The organism is Gracilibacillus sp. D59 (assembly GCF_052246695.1).
GTDB lineage: Bacteria > Bacillota > Bacilli > Bacillales > Amphibacillaceae > Gracilibacillus.
Genome location: NZ_JBQQCK010000001.1, coordinates 347,970 through 368,598, shown reverse-complemented (window position 1 = coordinate 368,598; position 20,629 = coordinate 347,970). Strand labels below are relative to the sequence as shown.

The 20,629-nt window shown below is 35.0% G+C and carries 14 protein-coding genes; 8 read left to right on the top strand and 6 right to left on the bottom strand.

Annotated features, from left to right (window positions below; translation table 11 throughout):
• Positions 1–272 precede the first annotated feature (272 nt).
• From ACTWP4_RS01755 to ACTWP4_RS01725, 7 genes are all read left to right on the top strand, one after another.
• Positions 273–2,003, top strand: a complete 1,731-nt coding sequence (locus tag ACTWP4_RS01755) for a histidine kinase (protein WP_443127036.1) — start codon at positions 273–275, stop codon at positions 2,001–2,003.
• Positions 1,996–3,387, top strand: coding sequence for a response regulator transcription factor (locus tag ACTWP4_RS01750; RefSeq protein ID WP_443127035.1), 1,392 nt, complete (start codon positions 1,996–1,998; stop codon positions 3,385–3,387). Before ACTWP4_RS01755 ends, ACTWP4_RS01750 begins: the two co-directional genes overlap by 8 nt.
• A 139-nt stretch (positions 3,388–3,526) precedes the next feature.
• Positions 3,527–5,155, top strand: coding sequence for an extracellular solute-binding protein (locus tag ACTWP4_RS01745; protein ID WP_443127034.1), 1,629 nt, complete (start codon positions 3,527–3,529; stop codon positions 5,153–5,155).
• Positions 5,156–5,238: 83 nt separating this feature from the next.
• Positions 5,239–6,129, top strand: coding sequence for an ABC transporter permease (locus tag ACTWP4_RS01740; protein WP_443127033.1), 891 nt, complete (start codon positions 5,239–5,241; stop codon positions 6,127–6,129).
• 30 nt (positions 6,130–6,159) lie between these two features.
• Positions 6,160–7,071: a carbohydrate ABC transporter permease gene (locus tag ACTWP4_RS01735; RefSeq protein ID WP_443127032.1), complete on the top strand. Its 912-nt coding sequence runs from the start codon at positions 6,160–6,162 to the stop codon at positions 7,069–7,071.
• A gap of 101 nt (positions 7,072–7,172) precedes the next feature.
• Positions 7,173–7,877 (top strand): YesL family protein, encoded by a 705-nt coding sequence (locus tag ACTWP4_RS01730; protein ID WP_443127031.1) that lies wholly within the window; start codon positions 7,173–7,175, stop codon positions 7,875–7,877.
• 53 nt (positions 7,878–7,930) lie between these two features.
• Complete coding sequence (locus ACTWP4_RS01725) at positions 7,931–8,812, top strand: family 43 glycosylhydrolase (RefSeq protein WP_443127030.1); 882 nt, start codon at positions 7,931–7,933, stop codon at positions 8,810–8,812.
• Positions 8,813–8,949: 137 nt separating this feature from the next.
• Here the strand turns inward: ACTWP4_RS01725 and hpaB are convergent, their stop codons facing one another.
• From hpaB to ACTWP4_RS01695, 6 genes are all read right to left on the bottom strand, one after another.
• Entirely contained in the window at positions 8,950–10,380 is a 1,431-nt protein-coding gene (hpaB, locus tag ACTWP4_RS01720) for a 4-hydroxyphenylacetate 3-monooxygenase, oxygenase component (RefSeq protein WP_443127029.1), read from the bottom strand.
• Positions 10,381–10,541: 161 nt separating this feature from the next.
• Complete coding sequence (locus tag ACTWP4_RS01715; RefSeq protein WP_443127028.1) at positions 10,542–11,651, bottom strand: GntR family transcriptional regulator; 1,110 nt, start codon at positions 11,649–11,651, stop codon at positions 10,542–10,544.
• A gap of 80 nt (positions 11,652–11,731) precedes the next feature.
• Entirely contained in the window at positions 11,732–14,839 is a 3,108-nt protein-coding gene (locus ACTWP4_RS01710; RefSeq protein ID WP_443127027.1) for an alpha-mannosidase, read from the bottom strand.
• Between the two features lie 23 nt (positions 14,840–14,862).
• Positions 14,863–15,687, bottom strand: a complete 825-nt coding sequence (locus ACTWP4_RS01705; RefSeq protein WP_443127026.1) for a carbohydrate ABC transporter permease — start codon at positions 15,685–15,687, stop codon at positions 14,863–14,865.
• A gap of 14 nt (positions 15,688–15,701) precedes the next feature.
• Positions 15,702–16,580 carry a carbohydrate ABC transporter permease gene (locus ACTWP4_RS01700; RefSeq protein ID WP_443127025.1) on the bottom strand — a complete coding sequence of 293 codons (879 nt, stop codon included), beginning with the start codon at positions 16,578–16,580 and terminating at the stop codon, positions 15,702–15,704.
• 445 nt (positions 16,581–17,025) lie between these two features.
• Positions 17,026–18,462 (bottom strand): extracellular solute-binding protein, encoded by a 1,437-nt coding sequence (locus tag ACTWP4_RS01695; protein WP_443127024.1) that lies wholly within the window; start codon positions 18,460–18,462, stop codon positions 17,026–17,028.
• Positions 18,463–18,772: 310 nt separating this feature from the next.
• Here ACTWP4_RS01695 and ACTWP4_RS01690 point away from each other — a divergent pair, with 310 nt between their 5' ends.
• Complete coding sequence (locus ACTWP4_RS01690) at positions 18,773–20,287, top strand: extracellular solute-binding protein (protein WP_443127023.1); 1,515 nt, start codon at positions 18,773–18,775, stop codon at positions 20,285–20,287.
• Positions 20,288–20,629: the final 342 nt, after the last annotated feature.

Below are 20,629 nucleotides of genomic sequence, written 5' to 3'. Positions count from 1 at the left end.
GGAAGATAGATTTCTTTTTATTAAAATAATTTACATGATTTTCTATCTATTGAATGCAGATTTTAATAGTGCTAAAATTATATCACTAATTTATGGAAGTCTTATTTATAGTGTTTGGTCTATATTTTTTCAAATTGTGTAAAAAAATGTATTAAATTTTTGGTTACAGATCAAGAGTTTTATAATTGCTAATTTAGAAAACGCTTTCTTTCTATTAGAAATTATTAAACTTAATTGTTTCTAGTATTTTAATCTTTCAAGGAGGAAAATAAGTGAAATATGCAAAAATAAACCCTCTCTCTAGATATCCTTACTCACTAAAAAGTAGACTTTATATTATGTTAACAGCAAGTTCAATTATCCCTCTGATATTAATAGGCACGATTTCAGTCTACGCAATATATTCTATATTAGTAAATAAAATTGATAAGGGTATTGAAAATAATATAGAACAAGTAAGTTTAAGTTTAGAAAATACCCTAGAGAATATGAATTATACATCTCAGCAGTTTACATTTAATGGTTTAATTGGACAAGACGTATACAAATATTTAAGGTCGGATGATTTAGTTGAGAAAATCAAACAAACAAATATGATAAATCACAATATTGCTTTAATGAATTATACAAACCCTATAGTAGGTATGACGTTATATTATGATAAGAAAAATCAAACTCCCCTTTTTACTAATATGCAAACAGAAGACTTCCAACTAAAACATTTACCTTTATTAACTACAACGCAAGGTAGTAATTTTTATGGCCCTCACGAGTCACAATATAAGAATAGCAATAATAATGTATTTTCTCTCAGTAGAAAATTTGATATCACTAATGATGAGCAAACTTCTAATGTAATAATTTATATTGAGAGTAATTTTAGTGCCTTTGAAAATATATTAACCTCAATGCAGTATGGAATGGAAGCATTTCATATTTTAGTGAATAGTAATGGGAAAGTAATTTACACAGGAAATGAACAATTAATTCTAACTGGAAGTGATTATGATTTAAATAGTGTAGAAGGCTACAAAGCCTTTAGTAAAGAAAGTGATCAAAACTGGAGAATTGTTACTTTTATTGATCAAAATGACTATGGTTATGAAATAAGAAAATGGTTATATACTTTTTTATTATTTGCATTATTATCACTTCTATGTAGTATTTTTATTGCTGTATTAATTAGAAAAATAGTATATAAACCACTGAATAAAATTAATCAAGGGATTGCCATGATATCAGGTAACAATTTAGAAGTGAAAATGAATTTTAGTGGAGTTAGAGAGTTTGATTCTATCATTTCCGAGTTTAATAACATGACTAATAAAATTAAAAATTTGGTAAAAAAGGTGGAATTGGAAGAAAAGAATAAAAGTGAAGTCGAAATTGAAAAGTTAATGGCACAAATTAATCCACATTTTTTGTATAATTCTTTAAATACGATACAGTGGCTATCTAGAATGAGGGAACCAGAAAAAACAGATCGATTTGTAGCATTGTTTATAAAGTTACTAAATTATAATTTAGCAAAAGGTGGTTATGTTGTACCAATTAAAGAAGAAATTAATACGTTGCTAGATTATATAGAATTACAGAATATTAGGTATGACAATATATTTGATGTTGAAATAGAAGTGGATGAACAAGCATGGGATTACAAAACGCCGAGATTTTTATTACAACCCCTCGTAGAAAATGCTTTATATCATGGCCTAGAGGGTAATGAAGGGTCAATTAAGGTATACGTCACAGCAATTGGTAATAATAAATTATCGATTGTTGTTATTGATGATGGTAAAGGGATGGTTGAAACAGAAATTGCTGATTTATTAACAGGAAGAAAAAAGAAATACGGACTAGGTATTGGTCTGAATTATGTTGATAAGATGATTAAGATTTATTTTGGTCCTAGTAGTCGGCTTGATATATCAAGTGAAGAGAATAAAGGAACAAAGATTAGTATAACATTACTTTATGAAGAAAGGATGGTTGATCATGATTAAAGCTTTGATTGTTGATGATGAGCCTCTTGTTAGAAAAGGGCTTAATTTTGTACTTCCCTGGACTAAATATGGTATTAAAATTGTTGGGGAAGCTAATAGTGGCCGTAAAGCTCTTGAATTTATACAAGAAAATAAAGTTGATTTAATCTTTACAGACGTTAGTATGCCCGAAATGGATGGTCTAGAATTATTAAAGGAAATTTCTCAGGATTATCAAGATATTTCTGTTGTAGTATTAACATGTTATGAGGAGTTTAACTATGTTCAAGAAGCGTTACGTTTAGGTGCTATAGATTATATTCTAAAAACTCAATTAGAAAATGATAAAGTTGATGAAGTTTTAGCACCAATAACAAAGCGACTACATTCCAAATTACAAAGAGATACATTTAATAATTTTAAAAATGGACTTATGTATATATCCCTTTATCAAAATAAAGATACTGAAATAAAGGAATGGTTAACACTGCATTTCAATCTTCCTGTTTCTGAAGGTGTTGGGTTTATACCGACCGATGAGGATGGTGAGCAAATGGCAGAAGAATTCCTGAAAGAAGAAATAATAAAGGAGCATCATGGGCTAGTCGTAGTAAAAGTTTATAATCTTGAAGGATATTCATGGGAAAAGATATACAAACTGTTAAACCATTACATAGAAAATGTTTTTTATTATGATTACAATCCTAATACGAAGATTTATGAATGTAATATTAACGATTTACAAGATGCTAACCCAAAAGATTTGAATAAATTAATCTTACAATGGTCGAGCTATGAATGGATGTTTAATGATAGTTTCTTTAACAAATTACTATCTTTAGTGGAAGAAATGCGTCCATATCCAAGTGAAATTCGGCAAATATTTTACGAGGCAATGTTTAAATGGGCAGATGAATTTGCGATCAGTCATTTTATTCACGAATGGTTGAGTAAATTTGATGAATTTCATTCTTGGCAGGATTGGAAATCTTGGCTAGAGGACGTCCGCGATTCCATAAAAAAAATATATAATAATAGTCAATACCCTGAAGAAATTGTTGTAGCTATCTATAGATCAATTGAATATATGCGAACTCAAGAAAATCTGAATTTTACACAAGAAGATATTGCTGAAATTGCATGCATGAGTAGAGTTTATTTTAGTCGGTATTTTAAAAAAATCGTTGGTTCCAACTTTGCTGATTTTGTAAAGCAACTTCGTATTGAGAAGGCAAAATATATTATTTCTACAACGAATCTTCCTATTTATGAAATTGCCGAACAAACTGGTTTCAAAGATGAGAGATATTTTAGCAGGGTTTTTCAAAATACTGTAAACTGCTTACCTTCGGAATATAGAAAAAAGGCGAAAGCCCAAACGAAGTATGAAAATCGTAAAAAATAATGCAGAAATCTGTTCAGATATTTTTGTAAACGGTTACAATATTAGGCGTTTTTATATACAGTAATCTATCCCTAACATCTTACTTTTTAAATTACAATTAGTTTGTAAAACATTATGAAAAAGAGAGGGGAATAAAGTTATGAGGAAATCATTTTTATTTTTAATTTCATTACTTTTTTTGGCTTCTATAGTGGCCTGTAGTGATGATGAATCTTCATCGTCAGAAGATAATAATCAAGTGCAAGATTCATCTGGTCCTATAGAAATAACAATTGGTAAAGCGGGTAATTTAGACTCCGATCTACCTAATGGGGATACGGTAGAGGACAACGAATATACGAGATTTTTGGAAGAGGAACTGAATGTTGACTATATGCTTGCATATCAAGGAAGTTCACAAGATATTCAGCAGAAAAATAGTTTAGCAATTGCTAGTGGAGATATACCAGATGTAATGGTTGTTGACAAAACCCAACTTACACAGCTAGTCGAGGCTGATTTAATCGAAGATATGACAGATGCATTTAATAATACAGTATCTGATGATTTAAGAGGCGCATATAAAGATACGGATGATTATGGATTATCACAAGCGACATACGATGGCAAGTTAATGGCGATTCCTAATATTAATCCAGGAGCTGATGGAGTTAATTTACTCTGGGTACGTGAAGATTGGTTAGATAATCTCAACCTCGAAAAGCCTAAAACTTTGGACGAAATTATTGAAGTAGCTAAAGCTTTTAAAGAACAGGATCCGGATCAAAATGGAAAAGATGATACTGTCGGACTTCTAGGTAGTCAAAATATTGTAAACATTGGAAATAGTTTATTTGGATTTGATACTATCTTCAGTTATTTTGATGCCTATCCTGAAATGTGGATTGAAGATGAGGCTGGGGATGTTGTTTATGGATCGATTCAACCTGAAACAAAGGAAGCACTTGCAAAATTACGGGAAATGTATGAGTTAGGTGTCTTTGAATCAGAGTTTGGTGTGAAAAAACCTGAGGATTCGGAAGAACTCGTAGTCAGTGGGAAATCAGGGATTATTTTATACCCATGGTGGGCTCCTTTTTCGGTACTTCGAAGTCAGTTAGAACAGGATCCAAAAGCAGAATGGACAGCATTAACTGCTCCAAAGAATGCTCAAGGAACAATGAATACACATATGACAGCTCCCAGCTCATCTTATTTAGTTGTTAAAAAAGGATTTGAAAAATCAGAAGTCATTGTAGAAACATTAAACTATCAATTTGATATTGATCAGGTACAAGGTGATGGTTATGGGTTTTATGAGGGTGTAGAAGATATGGGATTTAACTGGGCAAATATGCCTTTCTCGTTGTTACTAAGTAGATATGATGATAAGGAAGTGAAAGCTGCTCAAGTGCGAGAGGTTATAGAAGGTAATGGTTCACCGGATAACTTAAAGGGAGAACCTAAACAGATTTATGAAGATTATTTAATAAACCAAGAGAATCCGAAAAAGGATCTGTCCGCATGGGCAAGAGCTAATGCATTTCTAACAGGTGCCGATGTGATTAATAAAACAGATGTAAACAAGGTCCAGGGAGTATTTTATGGTCAAACAGAAACAATGGAAAGACGTTGGGCAAATCTGCAAACAATGGAGGATGAAGTGTTTTTGCAAATAATTCTTGGCTCCGAGCCTTTAGATTATTTTGATGAGTTTGTTTCAAAATGGAAAAGCCAAGGTGGCGACAAGATAACAAAAGAAGTAAGCCAAATTGTTGATGGGAATTAACATTAACAAACGAGAAATGGATTATTTGGCCATTTCTCGTTTACCTTTAATGGTGACATTTGTTAAAACGAGGAGTGGAAGAAATGCAGTATAAAGGAGTAACTATACACTATCATTTAATGTTACTACCAGGAATGATTATATTATTTATTTACAATTTATTACCTATAGCTGGTAATGTTATGGCTTTCCAAGATTATATTCCGGCAAAAGGGATTTCTGGCTCTGAGTGGATTGGATTTGAAAATTTTACGTACATGTTTGAATTGGATGGTAGTAGGAGAGTATTTTTTAATACGATTTTTATTGCCAGTATGAAAATTATAATGAATATTATAGTTCCAGTAACATTTGCTTTACTATTAAATGAAGTCATATTTATGAAAATAAAAAGGTCGATTCAAACAATTGTTTATTTGCCACATTTTTTATCATGGGTTGTGCTAGCTGGTGTGTTAATAGATATGTTATCAGGTAATGGTTTAATTAATAAAGTAATTTCATTTTTCACTGGTGAAACGATGTTCTTTTTGGCAAGTAATACTTGGTTTCCGGTTGTAATTGTTTTAAGCGATGTTTGGAAGGAGTTTGGCTTTAATGCAATTATTATATTGGCTGCACTCACTGCTATTAATCCTGCATTATATGAAGCGGCAGATATAGATGGAGCTAGTCGTTTACGAAAAATCTGGCACATTACCTTGCCTGGTATTGCACCGACTATTGTATTATTATCAACATTAAGTATAGGTCAAATTCTTAATGCTGGATTTGATCAGATCTTTAACTTATATAATCCACTAGTATATGAATCCGGTGATATTATAGATACCTATGTTTATCGTACGGGATTAATAAATGCCCAATTTGGTTTAGCTACTGCAGTAGGAATGCTGAAAGCTGTTATTGGATTTGTGTTAATTATACTATCATATCGACTTGCATATAGATATGCAAATTATAGAATATTCTAGCTTCGACATTGAGTGAAAGGATGTGTTTAAGTGGATGTTGTAAGAAGAAATACGAGTGTAACTACGAAAGTTAAGGGAAAAAGACTTAATATAACTGATCTAGTAATTCTAACAATCCTATTGGTAATATCATTTCTTTGCTTACTGCCGATAGTCCATATCTTTGCTCTATCTTTTAGTAACAGTTCTGCTGCCTCAGCTGGGATCGTGACGCTGTTTCCAATAGAATTTACGATTGCACCGTATACACAAATAATTGATGATCCATATTTTTTTAATTCATTTTTTGTCTCTGTTAAAAGAGTATTACTTGGTGGGATTATTAACTTTGTATTAACTGTAATGATGGCATTTGCTCTCTCTAATGAAACATCAGAATTTCGAAGTCGTAATATTTATATGTGGATCATTGTTTTTGCTTTTATGTTTAACGGTGGTTTGATCCCGACATATATGGTGGTACAGTCTACGGGTTTAATTGATACTTTATGGGCCTTGGTTCTGCCAACAGCTGTGCCAATATTTAATGTAATAATTTTAATGAACTTTTTTAGAGGTCTACCAAGGGCTTTAAAGGATGCAGCTATAGTTGATGGTTCTGGACCTTGGCGAATGCTTATTCAAATATATATACCATTAGCTCTTCCTGCGATTGCGACTGTAACTTTATTTAGCATTGTAATGCATTGGAATTCCTTCTTTGATGGATTAATCTATATGAATAAAACTGAAAATATGCCATTACAAACATATATTCAACAGCTAGTAATTCGTCCGGATGAGATAACATCAGCTAATAAGGATGAGATAATGCAGAAAGCATCTAGTAGAACTTTTAATGCAGCTAAGATAGTGGTTACTATGCTTCCTATTTTAGTGATCTATCCATTTCTTCAGAAGTACTTTGTAAAAGGTATCACTTTAGGTTCAGTTAAAGAATAACTAGTTAGTCCCAATAATGTTAAAAGATAATTGTTGCAAACGTAAGCTTGTTAACAGGAAATTCTAGGTTTGTTATATAGAGAGTGGGGGGTGAAATATCAATGAATTCTAGTGGGTTTATGGGATTGTTTATTAGGGTATCGGAGTGGGTATTCCGGTTTACGGCTGTTAATTTATTATGGATTATCTTTAATTTACCTATAATATTTTTGATGTTAAATATTCTATTAGTAACAAATTTCCATCATTTAATCATACTATATTTGTCTGTAATAGTTATTGCGCCTTTTATTTTTTTTCCGGCTACAACAGCAATGTTTGCGCTTATACGCAAATGGACGTTGGGAGAAGATATCTCTATTATAAAAACCTTTATAATGTATTATAAAGCGAATTATTTGAACAGTATGCTAGGTGGAGGAATTATTTCTATAGTATTGGTGGTATTATTCATAGATTACTGTTATCTGGAAAATTACTTAAGCCCAAATAGACCTGTTTTCATTTTGTTTCTGTTTATATTCATGTTCATGTTCATTGTGGTATTTACCCTGCACTTTTTTTCCATAACTGTTCATTTAGAAATAAAGTTATTTTCCATTTTAAAAAATTCGCTATTGATAACGTTAGGAAAACCTATTCTCACTCTTACTTTAGGAGTTGTTAGTTCATCAATCATTTACATTAGTATTAAAGTTTTTACCTTTGCTATACTTTTTTTCATGGGTTCACTTATTGCTTACATCGCTTTTGTTTGCTGCAGTAATATTTATGAGAAATTTTCATCCGTACAGGAGAATGTGTAATTTCAAAGATGAACAAGAGTTTTCATACTTTATAGATTATGGAGGTAAATTTGATGGACAGACAGAAACCAATTATTGAAGGGGAATGGGCCGATCCATTCATATTAAGGGATGGAGAATATTACTATTTATATCCAACGAAAGATAGTGAAGGATGGTTATACGAAAAATTCCATGTGTTTCAAAGTGTTGATTTAGTGAACTGGGATGGACCATATTTAGCATTGGACTTGAGTGATGTGAGTTGGGCAAGTTCAAGAGCTTGGGCACCGAGTGTAAATAAATACAATGGTAAATATTACATGTATTTTTCTGCTGAAGCCCAAATTGGTGCAGCTGTATCTGATTCTCCAATTGGTCCATTCAAAGATTTACTTGGTTATCCATTAATAAAAAAGAACGAATACAATTGTCAAAGTATTGATGCAGACCTATTTATTGATGATGACAATCAACCATATTTATTATGGGGACAAGGTAAATGTTGGATAGTACCGTTAAAAGAAGATATGGTTACATTTAAATCGAAACCAGTGTTATTATCCAATCAATTATATGAAAGCCGTAGCAAAGACCCAAATGTATTTGACATTGGTGTTTATAATGAAGGTCCTCATCTGCAAAAAATGGGAGAAATTTATTTACTGACATGGAGTAATTACGATACCCGAGACCCAAGATATCAAATTTGCTATGCGACAAGTAAAAATATTTATGGTCCTTATAAAACTCCCGTAGATAACAGAGTGACACGTCCATCCAATCATGTTTTTGGAACTGGTCATGCATCAATAACAGAATATAATGAGGAATGTTTTTTAGTATACCATAGGCTAATAGACCCCGAAGAGTCTTTATTGAGAGAGACGTGTATAAGTAAAATTGATTTTATAGATAAGAGACCGGTTGTTAATGTGGATAAACAAATTGAATAATTTAAATCAATATTAATAGTAGTGATTAACTACGGAGTGGTAGATACTAAGTATTGATATTTGTTCATATTTGGTTTGAGGAGGGGGATTTTTTGTAGTTAACCAACCAGTTCGATTAACTACAAAATAGTCCCCGTCTATTTTAAAAAATTCCCAATAAAGTCTGTATGTTTCTTTAAATCATATTGTTTGTATAGTTCGCTTAATAGTCGATTTGGACTCCCTAAGAAAAAACGTTCATATTGGGTTTGCCTGCTGCCAAATGCACTCATTGTGGCGTCCCAAGCTAGGCGAAACAACTGTACTCGGTCTTTTGCCTCTAGTGTTGCACTTTGCAAATATTGATCGAGATCTCCTCTAATCTCGGACTCAAAATCAGCTTCGGTTGGAATAGACACAAGCCCGCTAGATCCTAATAGTTGGACAATTTCCGATAGTCGAGCATATACTTTTGGAAAAGTAGAGGTAGCTACTTGTAAAGGAGATAGTTCTGGACGCATTAGTTCAAATTCATCCATCTTTGCATTCGTCTCTGCTTTCAATAATAAGGCTTCCATCGTTTCTAACACTGTAATCATTTCGGCCATATTTTCTTGAATATTTGGATATTCACTAATATTAATGGTATTTACAATGGCCTCTGCCAGTCCTATCATAAACTCTGTTTTAATAATCTGTCTGCTAACGATTTGATGTAAAGTATAGGGAGCAAATGCACTTGTATTTTTAAAGCTATTGGATATTTCTAAATTGTTATAAAAGAATACTCTTTCCCATGGAACAACTACATGATCAAATACCACCAAACTATCTGATTCTTCAAACCTAGAGCTTAGTGGATAATTATAAGTTGACTCGCCTCCAACAAAGGAATCTCTGCTAATGAATTTCAATCCTTTTGTATCACTTGGAATAGAAAAAGCAAATGCATAGGCTTTATCTGAGATACCGCCAGGGGAAAAGACAATAATTTCATCGGTAATGCCACCTTGGGTTGCTAGTAAACGAGCTCCTTTTATGACGATTCCTTCTTCGTTTTCAGCAACCACTTTCGCTGCGATCGGTTCTTCGGAGTCTTCAAAGTAAAGTTGTGACCGATTAACTTGTGGGCTTATAAAAGTATGTGTAAATGATAAATCCTCTTCTCTGGCCTTCTTATAAAAATTAATCAAATGTTGTGGGAAGCAATTTTCTTTTCCATTCAACAGTTTAGCCGAAGCAGCAAAAGTCATTAAAACAGTATTCATATAATCAGGGCTTCTACCAAGCATACCTCCGCTCATCTTCGCCCAATGTTGAGTCGTTTTTCTCCTTTTTATCAGTTCTTCTTTTGTGGTTGGCTGTAAGTAAGAGGTTCCGACTAAACTTCCTGTAACAGGTGAGGGGTAGGTCATAATATCTTTTTGGTCTTTTTGATGCTGTAGGTCATAAAGGGAGGCCTGACTCTTAATAATTCCTCTAAACGCATGATGCTCTAAGATGTTTTTTACTTTTTCTCCATTATGCCAAAGTTCCACTTGCCGATTATTAATTCTGTTTCTGTATACTTCCCCTGTTATTGCTGGCATACTTAGCCCCCTTATCACAAAAAATAAACTCACATTATTATATTTTTGGATGGGGAATATGTTCCGGTTGAGGGATGTACTGTTTGATGATTATCTTGTATGTTGAGTGTGATCAAAGAGATCACATGTTTTATATTATTTAATGGGTAAAGAGGGACATCTTACTGTCCCTCTTGGGTGAGAGCACGTGTTGTCTCTCCTTTAACCAGCGTAGCACTGATTTCGTCCTTTTTGATTTGGAGATCTCCTTTGTACATATCCATTAATCGCTTGATCGTTTTTTTTCCTAATTCTTTTTCATCTTGTTTTAAATGTGAAAAGTTTAATTCAAGGTCATTAAATGGTGGACTATCAAAACAAATAATCGATATATCATCTGGAACCTTCAAATCTAATTCTTCTATGGCCTTTTTGGCTAACAACGCGATATTATATTCTAAGGCAAAAATAGCTGTTATTTCTGGGTGTTTTTGAATATGTTTTTTAATACTTTCGATGTCTTCTTCTTTAGAAGCAAGCGGATATGGCAAAGTACTGTGAATATCAGCGTGCCATAGACTTTTATCTACCATCACATTTTTTTCTGCATATGCGTGAACAATGCCGGCAATCCGATCTTCAATAGTGGTTGTTTCAAAGTTAGACGGCATAAGTACAGCAATATGTTGATGACCGATGTCAAATAAATAGTTAACACCTGTTTGTGCTGCTTCTTGATTGTCCGTAGAAACAGAAGTTACACCGATTCCTTTGATGGATCTGTCAATTAAAACAAGTGGAAATTTATTTACGACCATTTTTAATATTTCTGAACTATAATGTTCAGAATGTGCAGGAGCTACAATCATGCCGTCTACTCCTAATTCGATTAGCTCCTGCATCATTTGTTCTTCTTTATCTGGTAGTCCTAAAGATATTTTTAAAATGACGAAAAATTCTTCATCGGTATCCTCAGTTAATGAAGTTACCAAATCATTTCCGAAGCTTCCATCAAGTGATGTGATAATTAATCCGAATAGCGGCTTTTTTACATCAGGTGATTGTTTTATTTGATTAGTGGAGGAATCTGCGACGAAAGTTCCTCGTCCTCGTTGCCGGTATACATATCCTTCATTCATTAGTAACTCAAGAGCTTTTTTACTGGTAATTCTACTGACCTGGAATTTTTCGGATAATTCCTTCTCTGATGGGATCCGGTCACCTACTTGGAATTTTCCGTTTGTGATGTCAGCTTTTATGGATTGATAAACTTGTTGGTATAGTGCTTCCATTATGCATACTCCTTAATTAAGACCTATAAATATCATCATCTCTATTAATCATATCAAAAAGGTCTTGAAAAACAATCTAATTAACTTTGTAGTTCAATGATGAATGCTTTGATTTCATATGGGTGTATCGTGAAATGTAGCGGTTCATCAGTCTTGTTTTGCGATATTGGTTCCTCAACTAAATTACATTCTTGCCAGGAATGAATAGGGAAATCACTTTTGATCTCGATTTCTTCTCTAGCTCCTGTAAATTCATGCAATCTAACGATGATTTTATTTTCGTCTTCTGCTTTTTTTACAGCATCAATCATGACGTGATCAGAATCAACAGAAAATAAGGATCTGTTGTCTTTTTTTCCTTCGATAGCAACAAGCGGGTTATTCAGGTTCCATGCTTGTTGAACTGTTTGTGCATTTCTCCAGTCGCCTTGGTGTGGATAAAGCGAATATTGAAAATAATGTTCTCCTTGATCTTGCTCGACATCAGGATTTGTAGAACTTTTCAATAACGTTAGTCTCATAGTGTTATCCTTGATATCATAGCCATATTTACTGTCATTTAATAAACTGACGCCGTAGCCTGTTTCTGATAGATCTGCCCATTGATGTCCGACAGATTCAAAACGGGCAAGATCCCAGCTTGTATTCCAATGAGTTGGACGTTTAACATTTCCGTACTGAATATCATAAGTGGCTTCTGTTGATCGTACATCTACCGGAAATGCAACTTTTAATAGTTGTTCTCGTTCATGCCAATCAATATATGTCTCAAAATCAATACGGGAATTTTCGTTATAGACGATCATATTTTGTTTGATGGTCGAATTAGCATACTCCCATTGAAATTGAACAATAGATCGGATTGGTCCATTTTCTATTAAATCTACAGAAGTTAACTTATGGATCTCTTTCATTTTTTGTTGATAATAGATGTCGATATCCCAAGCATCAAATTGCATTGGTTTATCCTCAAACACTTGAAAGGTATTAGCTTTTGCTTGAGCAGGAAGGACATCTCTTTTTGCTTTTTTATCAACTATTTTGGTAAGCTGTCCGTTTTCGTTCCATGCGATTTCGAGTAAAGGTGTCGATATCGTATCACCAGAATAGGCAAAAACAGTTGAAGACGCATCTTTATGCCTTTTGGCGTAGATGGATTTACTACCTAATGCTGGAACATCATTCACCTTCACCACCCAACTGCCATCTTGCGTCTTTTGAGATTCCAGTTTCTCTCCTTGAGCATCATACCATTGAAGCTCTTCTGCTTGGTTTGCTATTTCGACTAGGTCATTTCTCGTGAATGAAGAAGAGTTCATAACAGTATAACAATCGGATTGAGTTTCTACCAGACGGGTAGAGGCTTGATCATAGGATTCTTTGGCCAGTTGATAGGCGTCTCTATACTCCTGATAACTATCTTCATAAACTTCTCTTATCGAAGAACCAGGTATAATATCATGGAACTGGTTTCTTAAAACAATTTTCCAACTGTCATGAAGCTTTGTTTGAGGGTAGTGTTCCCAATTTTTCTCCATAACCGAAGCAAGAACATTGATCCATTCACTATCTCTTAATAACAATTCCATTTTTCGGTTCATTCGTTTATTATATGCTTGGCTCGTATAAGTTCCTCGATGGTATTCTAAGTATAATTCTCCGTCCCATGTATGGACGTATTGATCTGTATTTTCAATCGTATCGTGTAATCGTCTGAAATATTCATCAGCTCTACCTGTTTTGATATTCGGTAAACCAGGCATCTTATCTAATCGCTCGATCATTTCCAACATTTCGCGATTTACACCACCACCGCCATCACCATAACCGTAAGCTAAAATCAGTTCATTGTTTACGCCTTTGTCACGATATGCTTCCCAAATCCCTTTAACTGACTTAGGATTTATTTTTCCGTTATATGTGTAAAACCAACGGTCATCTTCAGGTGTTGTAATAAAGTGGGTTAAAATTTCTGTTCCGTCAATGCCACGCCATTTAAATGTGTCATGCGGCATTTTATTATACTGGCTCCAGCTTATCTTCGTTGTCATAAATGTTTTAATACCCGATTTCTTCAATATTTGTGGTAATGCCCAGCTATAACCGAATACATCGGGAAGCCATAAATATTCACATTCTTTGCCAAATTCCTCTTTGAAAAATCTAGTTCCGTGTAAAAGCTGTCTAACTAATGATTCTCCAGAAGTTAAGTTACAATCTGCTTCCAGCCACATACCGCCTTCCGGTTCCCAGCGTCCTTCTTTTATACGTGTTTTCATTTGTTCGTAAATCTCGGGGTAGTCGTGTTTTATATATTCATATAATTGTGGTTGTGTTTGTAAAAAGATATAGTCTGGGTATTGCTCCATTAAACGTAAAACAGTGGAAAAGGAACGTGCTGCTTTCTCACGGGTATGCTTTAAGCGCCATAACCAAGCGACGTCTATATGTGTATGACCTATAGCATTAATGGATACCGGATATTGATTTGGAATATTATCTAGTTTTTCTTTTAAGACAGATAAAGCATGATAAGCAGATTGGTAGAAATCATCTGTACCTGGATTTGACCAATCAATCTCACGGTAGGACATATCCACTGCTTTTAATAGTTCCACTCTTTCTGGCTGATTTTGCTCTAAGTATTTAACTGTTTCTATCGTCGCCTTTGACGTAAAATACAAATCATCTAATGCTGGATCTAGACATGCGAGAAACGCTGTTTTTAACTGATGTTCTTGAATGGTAGGCTGGCCACCGCCTTCTAGTCCCGACCAGAGACGGAAGCATAGTGTCAGATTATTCCCAGCTAATTGCGAGTCGAAGAATACTTCCTGATGATTAGAATCTACTCCTTGGTAGGGCTGATCATTAACATAGAGTAACGATTCGAATCCGGAGTTATGACCTCCACCTGTTTTTCCAAAATCAAAAACGCCAATTATTTTGGAGTCTTTCCAAGTTTCAGGGATCGTTACGTCTGTTTTTAACCAAAGGTATTTATCTCTTCCTTCCCATCTATCATTAATATTTATTGTTTGCCAATCAGTGCTAGATGGTGGACGTTCACCAATTCTACCTTCTTCATCTAGTAAACTGTTAAATGATGTGATTCGTTTAATATTACGATATCGGTAAGTTTGTAATTCGTTTATTTGTTTATCGAGCTTTTCAACAGTCCAAAACATGTTCTGTTCCCTCCATTTTTTAGTTATCCTTTTGTTGCTCCGCCAAAGCTAAATCCTTTTGACATGAACTTTTGCGAGAATAAGTAAAGAATCACAGCAGGCATTGTGTAAATGACGGAAAATGCCGCTAGCTTTCCGTATTCGACCATTCCATATGTGCCGAAGAATTGATATATCGTTACAGATGCTGGGAATTTATCTGGTGATTGAATCAAAATATAAGGAACAAAGAAATTTCCCCAGCTCATGGAAAAGGTAAAGATCGCAACTGTGCAAATACCAGGAATCATTAATGGTGCGACTACTTTACGTAAACAAAGCCAGATCGATGCACCATCTACCCATGCGGATTCTTCTAATTCTATTGGTACCCCGTCCATAAAATTCTTTAGCATCCATATTCCATAAGGTAGGCCAGATGCGGTTAAGAAAAACATCGTTCCAATTAATGAATCTTGTAAGTTAAGAAACATAAACAATTGATACACAGGTACCATTACTGCTGTAATAGGTAGAGAGGTCATAAACAATACGGTAAACATAAAAGGTTTTTTATATTTTAGAGCATATCGGGATAGAGGATATGCAGCTAATACGCCAACGATTATGACAAGTATCGACTGACCTAATGATAAAAACAACCCAATAATAAATGAACGTATATTGGTAGGGTCTGACAAAATAGCAGTAAAATTTTTGATCGTAAACGCAGAAGGAATCGTTAAGGCTTGCTTGGCATTGGGATCAATTGATGCGAAGATTACCCATAATAGTGGTAATACAAACAAAATGCCAATGATGCTTAATACAACGTACGGTATTATTTGTTCCAGTTTAAATCGATTCATTGTTCTCCTCCTCCCTACATCTGAACTTTCATTGATCGGATATAGAACAAGCTAGCGACAACACCAATTAACAACAGTACGAGTGAAATGGCGGTACCATATCCTAATTGATAATTGACAAAGGCTTGATTATACATAAAAATAGGTAGTGTTTGAGTGGATGTACCAGGACCACCACCTGTCATCGCATAAATTAACGTGAAGACTCCGAGCGTTTGTAAGGTAACTAGAATCATATTCGTCACAATAGAACCTTTGACAATTGGGATGATAATACGAGATAAGATTTGGAGTCTGGAGGCTCCGTCAATTTTAGCTGCTTCTTCTAAGCTTTTGGGAACGTCATCAAGAGCTGCTTGGAATACTAACATGGAAAAAGCTGTTCCATGCCATATATTCGCAATACATACACTAATCATCGGAAACGTATATAGCCATGTTACTGATTCCAAACCAATCGATTGTAAAATAGTATTGAGTGTTCCACTGTCGCTTAAGAAGGCTACCCAGCAAAATGCTACGACGATTTCTGGTGTCACCCAGCCTGCAATCACTACAATACCAATGATTCTTCTAAAGGTAGTATTTTTCTCTTTCATTAAGAAGGCTAATAGAAACCCTAAGATTTGTTGCCCGACTATTGCTGATAGAAACAGGAAAATAATCGTTTTGGTCAAACTTATTCGAAAATTAGGATCCTGAAACATTTTGACGAAATTTTCAAATCCAGTAAACTGCATATGCTGTGCTTGTGCACCAGTTAATGCAAGGTTTGTAAAAGAAAAATAAAAGGTTAGTAGAATTGGTCCGACAAAGAAAATTAATAAGAGTACCCATGATGGTAAAAGAAAAAATATCGATCGACGAGCAATGGATCTGGCTGCTAGATTCACAGGATCACCTCGTTTTTCATCATTGTATAGAAACTCCCTCTTGAAAGGGAGTTTCTCTTTTATAAGTTAAGAATGCATATACACCTAATTTACACAGCAACTTTTATGACTTTCTCCCATTCTTTCGTGGATGAGTGGTAAACCGTCGCTGCGGAAAAACGCTCCCTTTCCGTGGGGAACGCTTCAGCCTCCTCACGAGCAAAAAACGCTCGTTGCGGGGTCTTCAGACTGTTCCTTTCCCACTGGAGTGTCGCATTTTTCCGCAGCTTTGAATAGTGTTCTGTACGAATAAGAGGAAAGCCTAGAAATATTCAGAGGATTTCTCTTTCATAAATCAGAACATAATAACCAGTGAAGTATCTTGCCGGAGCGTCTCCTTGTACTCATCTTTAATTAGAATGGGATCAAAACAAAATAGGACAGTGCGGGTTATACCCGATTTTTCTTATTTTTCCATTACCTTATCTTCACCTACAATATCTGTTACTTGTGTTTGGTATTGTTCTACTGCTTCTTCTGGTGATATCGCGTCTGTGACGACTTGTTCTACTAGTGTTTGAATGACGGTGGAGACGTTTGGATACTTGTCAACGGCTGGTCGGAAGTTTGTGTTTTCTAGGAAAGAAGTAGCTTCATCAAAGAACTCCATTTCCTGATATTCAGGCTCTTCCGAAACATCTTTAAACGGAGTGATATTTCGATCATTTAACTGCAATTCAAGATTCATTTCTGGAGTTGAAGCCATTTTGATAAATTCCCAAGCCATATCTTTATTATCAGATTTTGCTGGAATGGATAACGCCCATCCACCAGACATGGATGTGGTGCCAGGTTCCTGGCCATTTTGTGTTGGCATGGCAGCAAATCCGAGTTTCTCATCGAATTCTGGCCAAGGAGCTGACCCTTCTTCGTGCCAATTACCTGTTTGCCACATGCCGTCTAGCCCGATGGCAAGCTTACCTTCTGGCATTAATTGTTGGTAGGCAATTGTACTACCTTGACCATTTAACACTTGTGATAATTCTGGCCCTAAACCTTGTTCATAAATCGTATCAATAAAAGTGAATGAATCTAACAAGCCGTCGCTCTTCACGATCCATTTTTCTTCATCAAAGTCATACAGTGGATCTTTCGTTCCGTATAATAGCATTTCGAATGTTTGCATAGAAGTCGCTTCACCTGTAGCTTTACCTGAATTCATCCAAATAGGTGTGACATCTTCACCTAAATTTTCTTTGACAGCAGTAGCTGCACTTAATATGTCTTCCCAGGATTTAGGCTCCCAAGGTACAGTTATACCAGCTTCAGCTAATAAATCCTTGTTATACCAAAGCCCTCTAGTATCTGTGTTGTATGGAACTCCATAAATACTACCGTCTTCTGCTTTGACTCCATTTTTTACAGATTCCGTAATGTTGTCCCAGCCATCCCATGAATTAACGCGATCATCAAGTGGTTCAAGATATCCTGCACTTGCATCCGAATTCACCATAAAAGTATCCTCTGTAACGATGTCTGGAGCTGTATCTTCGGATTGAAGTAATAGGGCAACTTTTGCGAAGTAATCCCCCTCATTAACTTCCAGCGGGGCTAGGTTTACATTCACATCTGGGTATTCTTCATTGAACTTTGGAATGACATTGTCATTTAGCCAATTTACTAAACCTTGATTCGTTCCACCGCCAGAGCGGAAAGTAATGCTAATTTCGTTCGTGTTTGCATTATCATTGTTGTTAGTGGACTCTTCATTTTCACTATCAGTTTGGTTTTCTGTTTCATCTGGAGGAGAGGTATCTTGGTTAGACTCGCTTTCAGAGCAAGCGGTGATAAACATTAAAAATGACATACATAATACAAAAAACATCATTTTGTTCATTTTCATTTCAAAACTCCCCTTTTTATGAAATTTGAATAAAAGACGCAAACAACCTCAGGAAACGCTTACAAACAACTGGTGAATTTAATAAAAAGATCACTTCCTTAACCTAAAATGATATGTTGATATACTATTGTATGTTAATGGATATGTCAATATGTTTTATTTATGCTATTTTAAAAGATGAAAAAATGTAAGTAAAATACTGCGAATATATAAAATTATGTAACCTCTTAATTAGTAAGATTAGGAAAGGAGGAGAAGTCGGTTGAATAACAAGGTACGTTTAATTCAAATTAAGAAAGGATAGTGGAATATGAGAAAGTTAATCAAGCTATTGCTGGTATCTTTCACCTTTTTATTTATAATGGCGTGTAGTGATGACAGTACTTCAAACCAAGAGCAAAATGATGGTGATGGGTCAAATGAATCGGAGGGAGAAACTAATTCTAGTGATTCTGAGGAGCTATTTGAACTGTCTGTTATGTTAAATCTCCACACACCAGAGGTACCTCAAGATAAATTAGAAAAGTTATTGGAAGAAAAAACGAATACAGCACTTGAGATTCAGTGGATTCCAGACGGTAACTATGAAGAACGAGTTAACACAGCTTTTTCCACCAATTCATTACCTCATGCCGTTCTAGTCAAAACAGCTCAATTCACACAATTTAAAGATGCGATACGAGATGAACAATTTTGGGAGATTGGTCCTTACTTAGAGAAGTTTGAAAATCTAAGTAAACTCCGTGAAAGTACATTGGAAAATTCCAAAGTGGATGGGAAATTATACTCTTTGTATATGGGACGTCCGTTGTCACGTTCAGGACTAATCTATAGAAAGGATTGGGCGGACAACTTAGGAATTGATACGCCGACTACTACCGATGAATTTTATGAAATGTTACGTGCTTTTACAGAAGACGACCCGGATGGCAATGGAGAAGATGATACAATAGGTCTTACGGATAGAGGAAACTTAGGAACATTTGTTACAGTTTCCAGCTGGATGGGTGGACCAAATAGATGGGGCGAACGAGACGGTCAGTTGTTACCTGAATTTATGTTTCCAGAATATAAAGAGACCTTGGACTTCTTTAGAGATTTGCATAGTAACGGATATATGAACAAGGACGCACCAGTAACGAGTAAGACAGATCAACAGGACATGATGAAAAATGGAACAGCAGGCGCTTATATCGGATCTATGCAAGATGTGCATGGCATTTATCAGGATGCAAAAGGCATCAATCCAGATGTGGAATTTGATGTACACAATTATATCGAAGGACCAGACGGGGAATTTGGCGTCCGTGCTATACCCGGATATGGCAGTCTTATCCTGTTTCCGAAATCCGCTATCAAATCAGAGGCAGAATTGAAAAATGTACTTCAATTTTTTGATTATTTAATGTCAGAAGAAGGTGCTAATTTACTCATTTGGGGAAAGGAAGGAGTACATTATGAAGTAGTTGACGGTCGGGCGAAAGTAATTGACCAGAACAAATTTGATATCGAGATTAAACCGTATACGCCATTTGAGATTGGTGAACCACTTACAAATGGTAGATATGAACCTTATTTCGACTATGAGCCTGCCGCTAAAGCAAATGAGTTATATAAAGATAATGATAACTATGTGGTCAATGACCCAACGATAGGGCTGGACTCTGAAACATATAATCAAAATGCTGCTTCATTAGATCAAATTATCGAAGATGCGACATACCAATATATCTTGGGGGAAATCGATGAAGCAGGGTTTGACAAAGCCATAGAAAAATGGAAAGAGGCCGGTGGAAATGACGTGATAAAGGAATATAATGAGTAATGGTATGAGTTTAATATCCCGCTACTAGCGGGATATTTTTTTGTGAGAAAATATAGAATCCCCATGTTGCCAACCTTAACATTAGTTGCTATGCAAAATCTAATGGACAAAATTTCGTTTTCAGTACAAACTTTGTCTATAAGAACTAATCTTGCGGACAGATTATCATTATTTGACATATTATTGTCCGTAAGAGCTAATCTTATGGACAAATTTGTTTAAATCGCTCTTTTTTGTCCGTAAGAAGGAAGCTTATAGACAAAAATAGTGAAATGTTCATTATTCTGTCCATAAGAATTTCCTACTTGCATAGAACTTCTTATGCGTAAGGCGGAGAGGTTT

Bases quoted from the DNA above. Each gene is read 5' to 3' on its own strand.
- ACTWP4_RS01690 (WP_443127023.1), top strand. From the start codon at position 18,773: ATGAGAAAGTTAATCAAGCTATTGCTGGTATCTTTCACCTTTTTATTT.
- ACTWP4_RS01740 (WP_443127033.1), top strand. From the start codon at position 5,239: ATGCAGTATAAAGGAGTAACTATACACTATCATTTAATGTTACTACCA.
- hpaB (WP_443127029.1), bottom strand. From the start codon at position 10,380: ATGCCAGCAATAACAGGGGAAGTATACAGAAACAGAATTAATAATCGG.
- ACTWP4_RS01710 (WP_443127027.1), bottom strand. From the start codon at position 14,839: ATGTTTTGGACTGTTGAAAAGCTCGATAAACAAATAAACGAATTACAA.
- ACTWP4_RS01705 (WP_443127026.1), bottom strand. From the start codon at position 15,687: ATGAATCGATTTAAACTGGAACAAATAATACCGTACGTTGTATTAAGC.
- ACTWP4_RS01695 (WP_443127024.1), bottom strand. From the start codon at position 18,462: ATGAAAATGAACAAAATGATGTTTTTTGTATTATGTATGTCATTTTTA.
- ACTWP4_RS01725 (WP_443127030.1), top strand. From the start codon at position 7,931: ATGGACAGACAGAAACCAATTATTGAAGGGGAATGGGCCGATCCATTC.
- ACTWP4_RS01750 (WP_443127035.1), top strand. From the start codon at position 1,996: ATGATTAAAGCTTTGATTGTTGATGATGAGCCTCTTGTTAGAAAAGGG.
- ACTWP4_RS01730 (WP_443127031.1), top strand. From the start codon at position 7,173: ATGAATTCTAGTGGGTTTATGGGATTGTTTATTAGGGTATCGGAGTGG.
- ACTWP4_RS01715 (WP_443127028.1), bottom strand. From the start codon at position 11,651: ATGGAAGCACTATACCAACAAGTTTATCAATCCATAAAAGCTGACATC.
- ACTWP4_RS01745 (WP_443127034.1), top strand. From the start codon at position 3,527: ATGAGGAAATCATTTTTATTTTTAATTTCATTACTTTTTTTGGCTTCT.